The sequence below is a fragment of the Aureispira sp. CCB-QB1 genome (genome assembly GCF_000724545.1).
Classification (GTDB): Bacteria; Bacteroidota; Bacteroidia; order Chitinophagales; family Saprospiraceae; genus Aureispira.
Genome location: NZ_JHBV01000041.1, coordinates 415,218 through 428,170, shown reverse-complemented (window position 1 = coordinate 428,170; position 12,953 = coordinate 415,218). Strand labels below are relative to the sequence as shown.

Here is a 12,953-nt window from a genome sequence, read left to right as displayed (position 1 = left end):
TGTGTATAAGTCTAATTTATCTTCCATTCTATAAAGTTAAACTTTATAACTTAATTTCTTTAATCTTTGCGTAACTTGAGTTAAATAAGTAATGCTCATCACAAATAGACTCAAATTCTACGTTTAGTTCATTGATTCAGATCAAGAAATTCGTTTTCTAATTCGACTCAATGTTTCTGGTGTAACACCTAAATAGGACGCAATATGGTACTGAGGAATTTTTTGCAGCCAATCGGAGCGTTGTTGCTGTAGATTTTCATAAAGTTCCTCTGGTGGTTTGGTAATACGGTTATATTCTAGCAATTCTTGATGTTGCAAGATTTTCAAAAAAGCTGCTTCAATAAAAGAGCGTCCACAGCTGTGTTTTCTTAGTAAGTTCGTAAAAGTTTCTTTGCCCAAAACTAAAACTTCTAATTTACTCAAACTTTCTTGATTCCTTTTAGTTGTACTGCCATGGATGAAAGAAGAGAAATCAGTGATGAATTGAGGGCGAGTAAAAAAGTTGATGTTTGTTTCTTTGTGTTTGCCAATATAAAACTCTCGAATGGTACCTTTGTTAAGGAATCGCAATGTTTGTTCTTGCGTTCCTTCTTGCAGCAAAATTTTATGTTTAGGAATCGTTCTAAGTTCGAAAGCTGCAATCGTTTCTTCTATGCCCTCTCGGTTTAATGGGTAGTTGGTTGAGAAAAAATCAGAGAGTTTTTTGGTGTTGGGCATGGACATATTTATTAAAACTAAAAAAGCAATTCATTTAGGTCAAATGAATTGCTTTTTTATACTATAGATTTAGGAAAAGCTATTTTAAAAAATTAGCTTCTATGATTCCTATAACAACAAAGAGAAGTAAAAAGTTCACTGAATGACCTGTTTTTTATTAAATTTTATTTTTGTAATGTATAGTTGGTTTGTAGTTAGGTGTTTTTGGAAATTACACAGTTTTTTTTAAAAAAAAACGAAAACGACGACTTGGTTTTATCGAGAAATAAAACCATTCGATTGGAACAAAAAAAATATTTATTTGTTGGATAAACCATATAATTTGATGAAAACGGAAAGTTTTCATTATTTTTACTCAAAACAGAACTACTAAATCATGAAAATGCAAAATTTGAAATGGAGGATTTATTTTTTCCTCTACTTATGCTTACCACTCTCAATAATCGCTCAAGAATCTTCTGCCTTAATGGAAAAAGCAGCGACTATTTTCCCAGAAGAAGGTCTTATTTTAACAGAATCGGTGATTCATTTTAAATTCAAGAAAGACAAGAAGACAAAGGATTTAGTTGTTGTAGAAGAACGATCAGAAGAATTTTTAAGTTTAAAAGGCAATCAAAAGTTTAGCTATGTAGTTCATTATGATGATTATTCTACCGTAGATAAGTTTGAGACGAGTGCCTTTGTAAATGACGATTATTATCAGTCTAATGATATTTTTCACTCCGACATTCGAATGCAATATGCCAATTATAGTTTGCGTCAAAAAGGCTTGACTCGCTCTATAAAAACCGAAAAGACTTACAAAGACATTAAGTACTTGACCAAAGTATATTTGACTTCGCCCCAAAGCGCTTTACAACGCACTATAAAATTTACAATTCCCAAGGCTTTTGATGTTGATTTGGTGCCCGTTAATTTTGATGGTTATACGGTGCATAAAACGGAAAACGAGAAAGGCAACAATTTAGAAATTGAATATTCTATTGAGAATTTAGACGGATTCTCGGACGAAGAGAGCTTGCCAGGGGCAAGTTATATTTATCCACATGTTTTGATCTTACCCAAAACTTACAAAGACAATGATATTAGTGAAGAATTTTTTAATTCGCTCGATGCTTTGTATGCTTGGTATGCAAAGTTGGTGGCAGAGGTAGAAAATAAGCCAGAAGAGTTGAAGGAAATTGTCGAGGAATTAACGGCTTCTGCTGGTTCGGATGAAGAAAAAATTAAGAACATATTTTATTGGGTACAAGACAACATTCGTTACATTGCTTTTGAAGATGGAATTGCAGGGTACCAACCCGAAAACTGCCAAACGGTGTTCTTTAACCGATATGGGGATTGTAAGGGAATGGCAAATTTGATGAAGGAAATGCTCAAATTAGCAGGCTTCGATGCTCGATTGGTTTGGTTGGGAACAAAGTCTGTGGCGACCAATTATTCTACGCCCTGTCTTGCTTCTGATAATCATATGATTTGTGCTGTAAAACAAGGGGATGATTTTATCTATTTGGACGGGACAGAAAAATACACTCTTTTAGGGGCGTATGCTGAACGAATCCAAAACCAAGAGGTTTTAATTGAAGATGGTACTTCGTTTATAAGAAGCAAAATCCCAACACAGGAGCACCATAGAAATACTAGAGATTATCAATTAAAACTTAGTATGAATGCTGATAATGCTTTGGTTGGATCGGTACAAATAAGTGAAAAAGGAGAGGCAATGTCTAGGATAATGTATTTGTACAATCAAACAAGAACAGATGAAAAAGAGGAATCTTTAAAACGTTATTTAGCTTTGTTTGATAAGTTTATTACCATCGAAAATATGAAAGTGCCCTCTATGGATCGTTCAATGGATGAATTGATCTTGGGAGGAGATATTATAATTAAAAATAAAGTTAGTACCTTTGATAATGAGGTTTACCTATATTTAGATCCATATCGTATTTTTGAGCATTATGACTTAGGTGAAGATCGCCAATTTCCTCTTTGGATGTCTCATAAACACAATGACCATGTCCGAATCGAATTCCAACTGCCAGAAGGATATGAGCTAGAAAGTGTGCCCGAGTCGTTTGTGGTTGAAAACGAAGATTTTCAATTTGATTTGGACTATAAATTGGAAGGAGCAAAAGTCCTCTACTCTGTACAAATCCAAATTCCCAATTCAGAAGTTAAGAAAGAAAACATAGCAGCTTGGAATAAAGCGATTCAATCGTTAAAAGCAGCTTATGATGAACCAATTGTTTTGATAAAAAAATAGAAATAGATTTTACCCATGAGATTAATAATTTTAGCTTGCGTTAGTTGTTTATTGTTCACTGCTAATGTATTAGCACAAAAGGATGTTTCTAGTATACTCCTTGAGGACTATACCCAAGAAAATGTGCAAGAATATTGTTGGGAGCAGCATGCTTATAACAAAGCGGAGGAAGAATATCCTGAAGATTGGAACAATCAATCGGCTGTTTTTTTGCGTTACGAACGAAAGTATGAGATTCGTTTTGTCAAAGCGGTTGCTTATGTTGCTAGTGCCAGACTGCACGTATCTTATATTTCACATTATCGGGTTAAGATTTTGGATGAAGCTGCTTTGGAAAACTTTTCTGAAGTGTATTATGTTAGTGGTGCCCATGGAGGATACAATATGTATGACGAGACTAGGGATAAGGAGTTCATGAACATCAAGATTATTAAGCCTAATGGTAAAGAAATCATTGTTGATAACAAAGAAATTATTGAAGATGACAATGGTAAACGAAAAGTTGCGGTACCAAATCTAGAAGTAGGTGATATTTTGGACTATGCTTTGTATACGCATGATTTGGCGACTTCTTTTTTCTATGGTGTTATTGATGAGTTTACTCTAAATCGAGCTTATCCAATCAAAGATTTTAATTACTCTGTAACGACTGATCGAGACTGGGATGTTCAGTTTACATCTGGCAAACACGAAATTAATTTGTCTGAAAAGACGATTAATGATAACTGTTTTGAATTTTCTATTCATAAGGAAAATGTAGAAAAAATCAATTCGACAAGATGGAACTATTATTATCAGACAGGGCCTTATATTCGAATGTATGTTGGCTATTCCAAAGATAACTTAGCCCTTCGAAGAACAAAGGGAGGAGCTTTACACACGTCTTCACTAAAATCAGAGGATATTATTGATACGTATAGAGATTATTATGAAAAAAGTAGAAGTGCTTTTAATGAGTATGCTGCTTTTAAAGGCTATTTGAGACGAAAATATAAAAAAGAAGAAATTTCGAAGACTAAGACATTGGAGGAACTGTACTATTATATGCGTCATCATTTTACCAACAAGCACTATGTGTACGATCGTTATTATGGGAATGCCAATAGCTTTCGAAAGCTTTCAAATATTGAGTTTACGGGACATATTATTTATGCCCTAAAGAAACTAAAAATTCCTTATGATATTGTGGTCGTTGTAGGACGTCAATCTGGTCGTATTGAGGATGTTATTAATAAAAACCAGACGGATTATCTGATTCGAGCCAAATTGGATGATTCTAACATTTATTTTTATAGACCTAATCCTTACACGCGTTTTAACCATTTTCCCTTTCAAATTGAAAATGCAGAAGGGTATGTCGTAGAGGCAGAAAATACAAGAGGGCGTAAGTTGACAACTAAAAAGGCGTTGTTGCCCGCTTCAGATTATAAGTCTAACATTAGTAGGCACGAAACCAAAGTGCATTTTAAGGAAGATGATATGATGGTGCTAAGAGCAAATTCTAAGGCAATTCACACGGGGCACCATATCGAAAGTTACCAGTACGATGTTGTTGATTGGATGGATATGATTTGGAATGAGAATAAGTTGTACAAAACCAAACTGTGGGGACATCCTTCTAAGGATAAGAGCTCAGAGATGAAAAACTTTATACAAGCTCAAAAAGAAGAAAGAGACGAAGCAATGGAAGCGATTGCTCAATCACATTTTGACTTAGGAGAGGGGAATACAGAATTAATTGCTTATGAGGGCTTGACAACAGCCAATACGATTGATGAGAAGAGTTTGGAGTACACATTTGATTGTGAGTTGTCGGATTTGGTCAAAAAAGTAGGACCAAATTATGTTATCAAAGCAGGGCGTTTGGTTGGTGGACAGCTTATTTTGGCGGAAGATGAGATGGAACGAACAGTTGATATTCACATGAATTACCCTAGAGGATATGAGTATGAAATCGAGATTACGATACCAGAAGGATACGAAGTGAAGGGGTTGGATAATTTTACAAATAATATTGACAACGAAACAGGCAGTCTAAAATCTTCGGCTAGTCTTAATGGAAATATTCTAACTATTACGTTTAATAAATATTATAAAAATAATTATGAGCCTGCCAAAAACTGGGACATGATGAAAGCCTTTTTGATTCCAGGAGGTGAATTTTTGACCAAAGAAATTTTGTTAAAGAAAAAGCGCTCGTAAAAAACGAAAAGATGTAAGGTCGTGAAATTAAAAATACCAATTTGAGAAAGGTTCAAATTGGTATTTTTTTTACAACATATTTTTCAAAGCCATAAGTGTGGCTTTTAAAAAATCATCAATGTCGCCATCCAATACACGTTTGACATTGTGAGTTTGATGGTTGGAGCGATGATCTTTGATCCGTTTATCGTCCAAAACGTAAGAACGAATTTGAGAACCCCATTCGATTTTCATCTTGCCCCCTTCAATTTCTGCTTTAGCTGCATTTTGTTTCTCAATTTCCAACTGGTACAACTCAGATTTTAGCATCTTCATTGCTTTTTCTCGATTTTTGTGTTGAGAACGTTGCTCTTGACATTCGACAACCAACCCAGAAGGTAAGTGTCGCAAACGAACAGCAGATTCAGTTTTGTTAACATGCTGTCCTCCCGCACCACTTGCTCTAAATGTATCCCATTCTATATCAGCAGGATTGACTTCTATTTCGATGCTATCATCGACCATAGGATAGACAAATACAGAAGCAAAAGAAGTTTGTCGTTTTCCTTGGGCATTAAATGGACTAGGGCGAACCAAGCGATGAACCCCATTTTCTCCTTTTAAAATACCATAAGTGTGCTCTCCTGTAATTTCTAAGGTAGCGGTCTTGATACCAGCTACATCTCCCGCTTGATAATCCAATTGTTTTACTTTGTGTCCTGATTTTTCAGCCCACATTGTATACATTCGCAAGAGCATTTCAGCCCAATCGCAACTTTCTGTACCACCAGCTCCAGCGTTAATTTTCACCATACAACTCAGCATATCTTCAGGCTCACTAAGTGTAGACGTGAATTCTAAATCATCCAAGATTTTTTGAGTAGCTGAGTATTGATTCTCTACCTCTTCTAAGGCAACATCTCCAGCTTCATAAAACTCTTGCAAAACTTCTAAATCACCTAAAGCAGTAGCGGCTGCATCGTATTTTTTTAGCCAAAATTCTTTTTCGCTAATGCTTTTTAAAATACTTTCGGCTCGTTTGGGATCTGACCAAAAATCAGGGTCATAAGTATGTTGTTTTTCTTCATTAATTTGCATGCGTCGGTTATCGACGTCAAAGATACCTCCCTAATATGCCCAGCTGGCTTTGAAGTTCTTTTAATTGATCAATTGTCATAATATTGTGGTCAGATTGTGATTTTAATTAAATATTTAAAGATTAAATACAAACCGAGTCATGTATCTAGCAAGAAGTTTATGAATGCGTATTTTCGCTTTTTTAATCAAGGAAAATATTAGAACTGCTTGCTTCTCATAAAATCGATTTGTGGTAATCGTTACTTTACATTACTTCATGGAAAAATTGCATTCGTTTGACTATTAAGAAAGTATGCTTTTATTGTTTGCTGCTTTAAAAAGCTGATAATCAAAATGATGCAAAGATGCTTTTTTTGTTTCGTATAAAAAAACGAAAAAAAGCATGATGTATTAATTTTATAGACTTGCAATTATAACGAATTAGTTTGTGCATTTTATATTTTTTGACAAAAATCACTTATTTTACAACATTATATTTAATAGTAGTGAGTTGTACTGCTACTGTGTGGTGGTTGCTTTTTTATTTTTTTTACGAAAAGATAAAAAAGTAGATTTATATTAGTCTGATAATTAAAAAAATATCACGAAATGCAATAGCATTGCAATTTGTTGATTATCAACTGCACAGCACCCCTTAAAAGAAAGCTAATTAATATATAATTATAAATATTTTTCGTTTTTTGCAAATTGTATAAAAAAACTGAAACTGTTGGCATCTAAAATAAAATAGGCGAGCGGCTATACAGAATTTAGAAAATGCGTATGATTTGCTAATGAATAATATTGTTTGAACAAAAACTTACCAAACGAAATATACTGGTCTGAAATTGGCAATTTTTTACTTAATTATAACTCAACCAATAGTCTCTTAATTTAGTTCACAAACCTATTGAGCTTTGTTTATTATATTCTGCTCAGTAAGTTTAGTTTTACGGATTAGTGGACTTCTATATCAACAAGTCAAAACATTCAATCATTAGATTTGATCGCATTTAAATACGGAACTTTATGAATGCCAAATTTACCCTCGTCCTAATTGTTTTTTTTATATACTTGTCTACTACTTCCGCCCAGCGAAAACGGTATTTGTTATTATATTCTGAAGCTATTTATTTTAATTCAGGATCAGCTAAAATATTGCCCAAATTTAGAGCAACCTTGAAAGAAGCTGCTGAGGCTATTAATAGTGATAAAGAAGCAAGAGCTTGGATTCAAGCGCATACTGATTCGCTAGGAAGTTACGAGTCGAATCAAGCTTTATCGGATCGTCGTGCCGATGCTGTTTACAAAGCTTTTTTTGAAATGGGTGTTGATTCCTTACAACTAAAAATAGATTCTCATGGAGAATATGTTCCTCTTAAAAGTAACGGAACGGCTACAGGAAGGGCACTAAACCGAAGAGTAACGATTGAGGTAGTGCGCCCATATGTGCCTAAAGAAAAAGAAGCGTCTATTTGCGTTGTCAAAGGAAAGGTTGTAGATGCTACTAACAACCAGCCATTGAGAACACGACTGATTTTTAATTCTTTAGCTGGAAAGGATACCATTGAAACAGATGAATATGGGGCTTATGAATATCAGGTGGAAATGGAAACGAATGTAGAAGTAAGAGCATACACCAAAGGTTATTTCTTTGTTTCTAAGTTGGCAAAGACCAAACATAAAACGACAACAAAATTAGATTTTAACCTAGAACCTGCCATTATTGGTGGAAAGATGGCTTTGAATGATTTGTATTTTCAAGGAGGAACTCCTTTGTTGATGAATGCATCTGAAAAAGCTTTAGAAGGAGTGGTTGCATTTATAAAATATAATTCTAACTTAAAAATAGAAATAGGTGGCCACATAAACAAACCCAACCAAGCACCTGTACCTCAAAGTTCTTCCTCTTTTAAATTATCAGAGGCACGGGCAAAGGTTGTGCATGCTTATCTGATTGAGCATGGAATTAGCCCAGATAGGCTCACTTACAAAGGGTATGGAAATTCTGAGATGATACATCCTAGAGCTAGCAATCCTGTGCAGGAACAAATGAATCGCCGAGTAGAATTAAAAGTAATTGAATAGATAGTGAATATGCATGAACTAAAGCAAGAATGGAGTGCTAAAACCTGTTTTTTTTACCTAAAAAAAGAATTAGAACAGGTATATGAAGAACGAGAAGCAACAACTATTGCACAGTACGTTTTGGAGGATGCTTTTAATATTAAAAATCCCATCAATAGCATCCAAATGATAACCAACGAAGAGAAAAGCGAGTTGGAGCGAATGGTACAAGAGTTATTACAAAGAAGGCCTTGGCAGTATGTTGTTGGTACAGCAGACTTCTACGACCTGAAATTAGAAGTAGATGAAAGTGTGTTAATCCCTAGGGCAGAAACGGAAGAACTGGTTTATGCTATCATAGAAAAATATGTTGGTCATGCTCCAAAAATTTTGGATATCGGAACAGGAAGTGGTTGTATTGCGATCGCATTAAAAAAACAATTGCCACAAGCCACAATAACCGCCGTAGATGTATCTAAAAATGCACTAGCTCTTGCGCAAAAGAATGCAGTGAAAAATAAAGTTGAGATAACATTTCAACAAGTTGATATTTTGGATACCGAACAAATACAAAAATTACCTCAATATGATTTAATTGTGAGTAATCCTCCGTATATTCAAAATTCAGAAACATCATTGATGCCAGAACATGTTTTGGCTTATGAGCCTCATTTAGCACTTTTTGTTACCAATCAAGACCCCCTTCAGTTTTATACTGCAATTACCGATTTTGCAAAAGAACATTTGTGTACAAAAGGTTGGCTATATTTTGAAATTAACGAATATTTTGGTGCTGAGGTATTAGCGTTGTTAGAAAATAAAGGGTTTGAAAATTGCGCCTTGTTACCAGATATGTCGAATAGAGATAGAATCGTTCTAGGACAACTACTTTAAGTTAAAGTAGTAGACGATTGATACCTTACCACAAATATAAAAAGTATGAAAACGTATTGTTTATTTATCCTATTCTTTTTAGGAACGTCTACTATTTGGGGGCAGCAAGAGAAGTATTCAAAACTTAGAGTTTATTTGGATAATCGCTCTGCGCAAGATTTGATGCAATTGGGGGTAACTTGTGACCATGGACAACATCGCCGGTCGGTCCATTTTGAAAGTGATTTTTCTCAATCAGATCGTCGATTGCTAGAAACCAATGGCTTTCGTTACGATGTATTGGTAGAGGATGTAGCGGCTTATTATGCAGAACAAAATGAAATAGGAAATCCTCGAACGGCTAATTGCAACCCTAATACAGGGGCTGGGGCATATGCTCCGCCCGCCAATTTTGCATTGGGAAGCATGGGAGGTTTTTTAACCTACCAACAAATGTTAGATAATTTGGATAGCATGACAAGCAAATATCCTAATCTTATTACGGCTAAAACAGTTATTGATCCGAACAACCTAACGCATGAAAATAGACCAATCTACTGGATTAAAATATCAGATAATCCCAATGTAGATGAAAACGAACCTGAAGCTTTGTATACGGCCATTCATCATGCTAGGGAACCACTAGCATTATCACAGTTAATTTACTATATGTGGTATCTACTAGAAAATTATGATACAGACACAGAAATACAATACTTGTTAGAAAATACAGAGTTGTATTTTGTTCCTTGTTTGAATCCCGATGGCTATGTGTACAATGAGTCTACGAATCCTAATGGAGGAGGAATGTGGCGCAAGAATCGCCGAAACAATGGGAGCAGCTATGGAGTAGATTTGAATCGAAATTATGGTTATGCCTTTGCTCATGATAATGTGGGATCTTCTGGCAACCCTACGTCTGATACTTACCGAGGACCATCTGCTTTTTCGGAACCAGAGACTCAGAATATGCGTGATTTTTGCAATGCACATGATTTTACGTTTTCTTTCAATTATCATACTTATGGGAATTTGCTAATTTATCCTTGGGCGTATAACGATCAATTAACACCTGATTCTAATGCCTATCGAACGTATGCTAGTATTATGACCAAGGAAAATAAATACAAGTATGGAACCAATATGGAAACGATTGGTTATTCTACGAATGGCGATGCTGATGATTGGTTTTACGGAGAGCAAACGACAAAAAACAAGATATTGACAATGACTCCAGAGGCGAGTCCTGACGGATTTTGGCCCGCAGCATCTACTATTGTAGGGCATTGTCAAGGAACGATGTGGCAGAATTTAGCAATGGCGCATCTTTTATTAATTTATGGCGAAGCAACTGATAAGAGCAATGCTTTGATTACGCAACTAAATACTCAAGCGAATTTTGATTTGACACGTTACGGAATGATGAATGGAGTATTGACGGTGCGTGTTACGCCTTTGTCAACAAACATTGCGTCCGTTGCCAGCCCCAAAGCCTTTAATTTGACACAATTTACGACGATACAAGACTCTATTACTTTTAATTTGGTGCCTACAATTACTAATGGAGAAACAGTGCGCTATGTATTGGAATTGGACAATGGGTTTTATACTCAAAGTGATACAATTGAGCGCATTTATGGAAACTATGCGGTGGCATTTAATGATGATGGAAATACATTGTTGAATTGGACAAACCAAGGTGCTAATTCAAATTGGGAAGTAACGACTGCCGATTATTATTCACCAACAGGCTGTTTAACAGATTCTAGAATAGGAGGTTATGCTAATAATACAACATCTGAAATTGTGCTCAATCAAAGCTTTGATTTAAGCACGGCAACAGATGCTAATTTAGCATTTTGGGCGAAGTGGGATATTGAGGCAGATTATGACTATGTGCAAGTAATGGCTGCTGGAAGTAATGGTATTTATAAGCCCTTATGTGGTTTGTATACAGATATAGGAACCAATAATCAAGATCCCAATGAACCGTTATACGATGGAACGCAATCAACATGGGTAGCTGAAAGAATGTCTTTAAACGAGTTTTTAGGAGAGTCAGCAGTTCAAATTAAATTGCGTTTAGTTTCTGACGTTTGGGTCAATGAGGATGGTTTTTATTTTGACGATTTTACAGTGAATATGCTCAGCCCAACGGTTGGAAATCAGCAAATACTAGGGAATACGACATTAGAATTGGGACAAAATCAACCGAATCCAGCAATTCTGAAAGCTTATATTCCCTTAGAGATACCTTCGGATGTTGAAGAAAACATTACCCTACAAGTTACGAATGTTTTAGGTCAAAAAATGTATACAGTTGTTTTAGATAAGCAACAAAAAGGAATTGAGATAGCGGTTGATAACTGGGAAGAAGGTGTTTATCTTTACCAATTGTTAGGCCGACATTATCAGTCTGCTCCTCGTCGTATGGTGGTGATTAAGTAGTAATTTATTCATCGTTTTTTAGATTAGTAGTTCGTTGATTTTTTACTTTTTTACCAAAAAGATAAAAAAGCACATTTATATTAGTTTGATAATCAAAATTTTAACACAAAACGCAATAAATTTACAACTTATTGATTATCAAACTAATAAAGTTTTTCAACGAACTATTGTTAGATATAACAACCTACTTTGACACACCAATCCATGAAAATTAAGTTGATATTTTGGGTGTTTCTATTGTTTGTCAATTCTTTGTTTAGTAAAAATTTGATCAACACTGAATTGTTACATCATGCAGAAAATTGCCCCCAAGTCTTAAAAAAGGATTTGAACAAATTAGTAGCATATTTAAAAAAGCCAACTAAAGATCAATCTGAAGCAGTTGAAGTATTCTTTTATTGGATTACTAAAAATGTAGCGTATGATGTCAAAGGTTTGGCAGACGGTTCTTATCTGACTCAAGAGTCAAAACCTTTAGAAACAGGGGTTGCTGTATGTCAAGGTTATGCCGATTTACTAAAAGATATGTGTGTCGTCGCTAAGATAGATTGTTATGTAATTGTTGGCTATGCAAAGGAGCGATTTGCGAATACTAGAGCAAATTATAAAGACACCAATCATGCTTGGAATATGGTCAAAGTAGATGGTGTGTACAAAATCGTAGATGCTACTTGGGGGAGTGGATATGTTAGAGACGATATCTTTTATGCAGAACTAGAAATAAGTAATCTTTTTGCAGAACCCAATTATTTACTGGAAAAACGGTTGCCTTCTGACCCCAGATGGCAATTAAAAGATTATCCTATTAGTTTGGGAGCGTTTGCTAAATATGATTCTGTACAAACAATGCTCTCTAAAGCGACCATTTATTATAATTATAAAGATAGCATTCAGGTCTTTGAAAACTTAGATTCTAACCATCAAGCTATTGCAACAGCTATGAGTGCTTATCGCTTTAATCCAACCATTCCTTTGGTTCAAGAATTAGCCAATACTTATTACAGAGCAGCATACGATCACTCTAAAGAAGGTTGCAGCCCAAACGAATTGAATATTGCTATTGTCTATTACAAAAAAGCAATTGATTGGTACAATGAGCTAGAAGACGAGGAAAAAAAGAAAGAACATAAAAAGTCCTGTTATAGAGGAATTGCATTTGCGCAGCACCTTCTAAAGTAATACAAAATGCTTTGATTACTAGGTTTTATGCTCGAGGTACTTGGGGCGCATTTTGCTGACAATCAACAACGAAGCCCTCACACGGTAACGAAGTAGCAGTGAACCGAGCTGTGCGAGCTCACGACCGTAGGGAGTAACAAAGCTA

At 35.2% G+C, this 12,953-nt stretch carries 8 protein-coding genes; 6 read left to right on the top strand and 2 right to left on the bottom strand.

The annotated features are described in order from the left end of the window. Positions 1–141: 141 nt before the first annotated feature. A complete protein-coding gene (locus tag CG11_RS22205) occupies positions 142–717 on the bottom strand; it encodes a Crp/Fnr family transcriptional regulator (protein WP_052599039.1) in 576 nt (191 codons plus the stop codon). Between the two features lie 376 nt (positions 718–1,093). On the opposite strand from CG11_RS22205, the gene CG11_RS22200 reads away from it, so the two are divergent. Both CG11_RS22200 and CG11_RS22195 read left to right on the top strand, forming a co-directional pair. After that, positions 1,094–2,983 (top strand): transglutaminase family protein, encoded by a 1,890-nt coding sequence (locus tag CG11_RS22200; protein WP_052599038.1) that lies wholly within the window; start codon positions 1,094–1,096, stop codon positions 2,981–2,983. A 15-nt stretch (positions 2,984–2,998) separates the two neighbouring features. Next, on the top strand, positions 2,999–5,185 hold the full coding sequence (locus CG11_RS22195) for a DUF3857 domain-containing protein (protein ID WP_052599037.1): 2,187 nt from the start codon (positions 2,999–3,001) through the stop codon (positions 5,183–5,185). 69 nt (positions 5,186–5,254) lie between these two features. Here CG11_RS22195 and prfB read toward each other — a convergent pair. Continuing rightward, positions 5,255–6,341, bottom strand: a protein-coding gene (prfB, locus tag CG11_RS22190; protein WP_156039855.1) for a peptide chain release factor 2 whose coding sequence is annotated in 2 segments (ribosomal slippage) — positions 5,255–6,280 and positions 6,282–6,341 — 1,086 coding nt in all. Because the reading frame shifts where the segments join, the coding sequence is not laid out codon by codon here. 929 nt (positions 6,342–7,270) lie between these two features. Here prfB and CG11_RS22185 point away from each other — a divergent pair. The 4 genes from CG11_RS22185 to CG11_RS22170 all read left to right on the top strand — a co-directional run bounded on the left by CG11_RS22185 (position 7,271) and on the right by CG11_RS22170 (position 12,808). Beyond that, complete coding sequence (locus tag CG11_RS22185; protein ID WP_052599035.1) at positions 7,271–8,329, top strand: OmpA family protein; 1,059 nt, start codon at positions 7,271–7,273, stop codon at positions 8,327–8,329. Between the two features lie 9 nt (positions 8,330–8,338). Beyond that, positions 8,339–9,202 carry a peptide chain release factor N(5)-glutamine methyltransferase gene (gene prmC, locus CG11_RS22180; RefSeq protein WP_052599034.1) on the top strand — a complete coding sequence of 288 codons (864 nt, stop codon included), beginning with the start codon at positions 8,339–8,341 and terminating at the stop codon, positions 9,200–9,202. 45 nt (positions 9,203–9,247) lie between these two features. Continuing rightward, entirely contained in the window at positions 9,248–11,629 is a 2,382-nt protein-coding gene (locus CG11_RS22175) for a M14 family zinc carboxypeptidase (protein ID WP_052599033.1), read from the top strand. A 204-nt stretch (positions 11,630–11,833) separates the two neighbouring features. Beyond that, positions 11,834–12,808: a transglutaminase domain-containing protein gene (locus CG11_RS22170; RefSeq protein WP_052599032.1), complete on the top strand. Its 975-nt coding sequence runs from the start codon at positions 11,834–11,836 to the stop codon at positions 12,806–12,808. Positions 12,809–12,953: the final 145 nt, after the last annotated feature.